A 4,459-nucleotide genomic window follows, 5' to 3' on the forward strand; every position below is an offset into this window, starting at 1 on the left:
CGTCACGGTCTATACCGAAGGCACCGGCGTGATCTCCGACGAGAAACTCTCGGCTCTCGTCAATGAACACTTTGACTTGCGCCCCAAGGGCATCATCCAGATGCTGGACCTGCTGCGCCCCATCTACGAAAAGACGGCAGCCTATGGCCACTTCGGCCGCGACGAGCCGGAATTTACCTGGGAACGTACCGATAAAGCTGCTGCGCTGCGCGCTGCAGCCGGCCTGTAAGGCCGCCGGTCGGACAGCCCGGTATCAGTTCTTCAGCGCAGGCTCACTTCGCGCAGCGAAGTTAAGGGCCGAAGGCCTGCGCCGAAGCTAAACGACCGATAAAGCTGCTGCGCTTCGCGCTGCAGCCGGCCTGTAAGGCCCCGAACGAAGCGAGCTTGTGCGGCTTTCAGCGCAGGCTTGCTCGCGCTGCGAAGTTAAGGACCCAAGAGGTCCCTCCCCTCGCTAATCCAGAAGATCAACCCCGCGATTCAACCGCGCGTGTAGGGGCTTTTCCCGACATGCGGGGTATTGCCCAATTCTTCGGACGGCGCATTGTCGGCTTTGGGCTGCGCGATGGTCTTGTTGGTGCCCTCTCTGCCGTATTCCTCGGCAGATATGGCGTCAGGCTGTGCGGCTGACCCGTTCTTGCGGTCACGATCACTCTTTGGATCAATACGTTTTTTCAGGCCCATCTCGTGTCCTTCGTGTCGCTGAACGTCACGTAACAAAGCTGCCGGGATCCGCGGCGGGAAATGCGGATGCCGACATTGAGGGCATTCCCCCCCGGGAATCACGGGCAGCATGCGATACACCAAAACCGTTGCCGGTGACGATGAACGGCCAGGCACTGCGGAATTTCCCCGCTTCCATGGCGACTTCGCGCGCAGGCCGGGTTGCCCGGATTTCTGGTTCATGCAGGGGAAAGCTGTCTAGAAACATGGCGGCGCCAATGAAGGCTTTGAGTGGCTGGGTTTTGACTGTAGGTTCACACTCGGCCACAAAGCGTCAGCGGGATAGGAAATGCGTGTAGGACAAGCCCGAATCAGGCACCACTTTCTTGATTCGAGCTTTAATTCCCGGCTTTCCGGCCGCTGCTTTTTACCCGCATCAGGCAACGAGGCAGGACATCAGGCTTTCGTAATCCACCGGTTTGACCAGGTGGTGGTTAAACCCGGCCAGACTGGCAAGGGCTTTGTCTGTTGTCTGTCCCCAGCCAGTGAGTGCAATAAGGACCATACTTTCAGCGGCCGGCTGCTGGYGGATCAAGCGTGCTGCGTCGTACCCGTTCATGCCGGGCATTCCGATGTCCATAACGACAACGTCCGGCCTGTGGGCCTTGGCTGCAGCAACGGCGGCCACACCGTCATACGCCGTTGTCACTGCAAAACCATCCATGCCAAGCAAAGCGCCCAAGGTATTGGCCGCATCCACGTTGTCGTCCACCACCAGGATTTTTTTGGCATTTCCGGACCGGGCGGAGCCCGCCATTTGCACAGGCGATGCAGGCTGCCCGCCCTCCAGAACCACCGGCAGCGCCAGGACGAACTCACTGCCATGACCCAGGCCTTCACTGCTGGCGTGCAGAGTGCCGCCGTGCATCTCGGCAAACTGCCTGGCCAGGCTCAGACCGATTCCCAGACCGGTCGGCGCTTCGCCAGGCACGGGCGTCTGGGCAAACAGGTCAAAGATCTTTGCCAGAGAAGACGCCTCAAGCCCGATCCCGTTGTCGGCGACCCGGAAAGTCACCACAGGCCCCTCGACTTCCGCGCGCAGCACGATATGCCCGCCTGGATGCGTGAACTTGGCGGCGTTGACCAGAAGGTTGGCGACGCTTTGTACCAGGCGCGCGTGATCGGCATCCAGAAAATACGGTGCGTCCGGCTCCTGCACGTCCAGCCGGTGCTGCTTGCTTTCCATGGCGGAACCGGAAATCTCCACCGCATGGTTGATCACTGATTGCAGTGTGATCTGCCCCCTTTTCAGGGTGACCTTGCCGCTGGTGATGCGGGCCACGTCCAGCAGGTCATCCACCAATCGCGTCAGGTGAGCCACCTGGCGGTCCACGACATTGCGCAACTCCGTGATCTGGCCCGAATCCGGGTAAAGATGCCTGAGGATTCCCATGGACGTACGGATCGGCGCCAGCGGATTGCGCAGTTCATGCGCAAGCGTAGCCAGGAACTCGTCCTTGCGCTTGTCGGCATCGCGCACCTGGTATTGCCTTTCGCGGGCCCGCACGGCCGAACGGGTGGCGGTAATCAGGGCAATGGTGCGCACGGGCCGCTCCACCAGCGTGACGTTACCCAGATGCTCGACCGCCCGCTGCACATCCAGCGAATCGGCGCCGCTGCGTGTCAAAAGCAGGATGGGGATGTCCGACCAGGTGGGCTGTGAGGCCACGTATTCGGCCAGTGGCCGCATGGCGGCACCACTGACAACCTCTTCCACCAGCAAGAGGGCGCCGGCACCCAGCGGGAGTTGCGTCATAAGCTCATCGCTGTTTGCACACACAATGCTGTGGATACCCACGGACCGGAGCACTTTGGCAGTCAGCGCTGCGTCCCGCCCTGTAGGCGCACAAATGACGATTCGCCGCTCCACCTATCTCGCTCCGCGGGCGCCACCCACTTCAGGATCGTTACCGACATAAACCGGCACCCCCGTCAGGATGCCGCGGAAGCCGCGCAGAGGCGCACCTACGTGGATACCCTTGCGAGACATGGAGAATTCGCGGATGGTGCGCTCGTGCAGGCTGCCTCGCTTTTTGAACACCGATACGGCCTGCTTGACCTCGCCGTCATGCTCGAAATAGCGCAGCATGAGCACGTTGTCGGCCAGATAGCTGGCGTCCACCGCGGTGGACATCTGGCCGCCCAGCATGCCCTGCTGCACACCCACCAGGATGGTCACCACACCGCGCTGACCCAGGTACGTCAGCAGTTCGTGCAAATGCGTGGTAAGGAAGCGCTCATCCGGCATGGCGTTGAGGTAGCCGTTGATGCTGTCGATGACGACGACTTTGCAGCCGCGGTCGGCAGCCTGGCACACCACCGACGCGAACTCCCCGGGGGACAGTTCGGCCGGGTCGATCTGCTGAATGCTCAGCACACCCGCTTCATAGGGCTCGCGGATTTCCATCCCCAAGCCGTCCGCGCGGTTCAACAGGTTGTTGGCCGCCTCTTCAAACAGGAACATCGCGCTGGTCTGCCCGCGCTGCGCCGCGGCAGTGACAAACTGGGCCGCCAGCGACGACTTGCCGGTGCCGGGAGGCCCGGCGATGAGGGTGCTCGTGCCCTCTTCCAGGCCGCCGCCAAGGAGGGTATCGAGCTCGGTAAGGCCGCTTTTGAGCTGCTCGCGCTTGCCCATCACCCGCGACTCGGCCGCCACCAGGCGCGGGTACACGCACAGGCCCCCGTACTGGATGTCGTAGTCATGCAGGCCGCCGCGAAAGGCAATGCCGCGGTACTTCACCACGCGCACGCGGCGCCGCTCGGCCCCATAGTCCTTCACGGACTGATCCAGCGTAATCACRCCATGGGCAATGGAGCGCACCTGAAGGTCTATGCCGGCGGCCGTGCGATCGTCGAGCAGCATCACGGTGCAGGACCGGCTGGCAAAGAATTGCTTGAGCGCCAGCACCTGGCGGCGATAGCGCAGCGGCGTATCGGCCAGCAATTGCAATTCGGAGAGGGAATCAATCACCACCCGGGTCGGTTTTCGCTCTTCAATCACGGACAGAATCATCTGTGTGGTGGTACCCATCTCCACCTCCGAAGGGTGGAACATGGTGTATTCGGCCTCCGGCATCAGCAGGTTTTCAGACGGCAGGACTTCATGAATGTGAATACCCTTCATGTTCCAGCCATGGGATTCGGCCACGCCGGTCAGCTCCGCGGCTGTTTCGGCCAGAGTGATGTACACAACGGACTCACCCTGCCGGGCGCCTTCCACCAGAAATTGCAGGCCGGTGGTGGTCTTGCCGGTGCCAGGCTCACCTTCGATCAGGTAGATCCGGTCCTTGATGAGGCCGCCTCCAAGGATGTTGTCCAGGCCTGGGATGCCGGTTGAAAGGAACTGAAGCTCGGTTGAGGTCTTTGTGGTCATGGTTACAGGGATGCGGTTGTGAGCCAACATGGCACGGAAAGAACAATCCGCAACACCCCGTTAAAGAACGAAGCGGCTTGTAACACCTGGATAAATAGTAGCCAGCAGCCTCCAAAATCCCCGGTTTGCGGAGCCTGAGTTGAGCGTAGGACGACACGCCGTCCCTTCGTCTCCCGTCAGCGTTTCTCCACTCGCTCCCCCTCCGGGATGCCGCCGGACGGCCAGGGTGGGAACCCGAGAATCGATCCGGGTCACAGCTAAAGCACCAAAACAGCGGTTTTCAGCGGCGCCACCTTGAAAACAGGCCTGATTGCCTCTATGATTAGCACTCGATGGTATTGAGTGCTAACAAAGCCCAGTCAATCC

At 61.2% G+C, this 4,459-nt stretch carries 4 protein-coding genes; 1 reads left to right on the forward strand and 3 read right to left on the reverse strand.

Annotation, left to right across the window (positions count from 1 at the left end; all coding sequences use genetic code 11):
- The coding region (locus AC1DWI_RS14670; protein WP_477725092.1) for a methionine adenosyltransferase domain-containing protein at positions 1-229 on the forward strand (229 nt) is incomplete at its 5' end.
- Positions 230-477: 248 nt separating this feature from the next.
- Here the strand turns inward: AC1DWI_RS14670 and AC1DWI_RS14675 are convergent.
- The 3 genes from AC1DWI_RS14675 to AC1DWI_RS14685 all read right to left on the reverse strand — a co-directional run bounded on the left by AC1DWI_RS14675 (position 478) and on the right by AC1DWI_RS14685 (position 4,093).
- Positions 478-681, reverse strand: a complete 204-nt coding sequence (locus AC1DWI_RS14675) for a hypothetical protein (RefSeq protein WP_477673515.1) — start codon at positions 679-681, stop codon at positions 478-480.
- A gap of 415 nt (positions 682-1,096) precedes the next feature.
- Positions 1,097-2,476 carry a hybrid sensor histidine kinase/response regulator gene (locus tag AC1DWI_RS14680; RefSeq protein WP_477725093.1) on the reverse strand — a complete coding sequence of 460 codons (1,380 nt, stop codon included), beginning with the start codon at positions 2,474-2,476 and terminating at the stop codon, positions 1,097-1,099.
- Between the two features lie 114 nt (positions 2,477-2,590).
- Positions 2,591-4,093 carry an ATPase domain-containing protein gene (locus AC1DWI_RS14685; RefSeq protein ID WP_477669903.1) on the reverse strand — a complete coding sequence of 501 codons (1,503 nt, stop codon included), beginning with the start codon at positions 4,091-4,093 and terminating at the stop codon, positions 2,591-2,593.
- Positions 4,094-4,459: the final 366 nt, after the last annotated feature.

It is taken from the genome of Polaromonas sp. P3_C2 (assembly GCF_056402675.1).

Bases quoted from the DNA above. Each gene is read 5' to 3' on its own strand.
- AC1DWI_RS14675 (WP_477673515.1), bottom strand. From the start codon at position 681: ATGGGCCTGAAAAAACGTATTGATCCAAAGAGTGATCGTGACCGCAAG.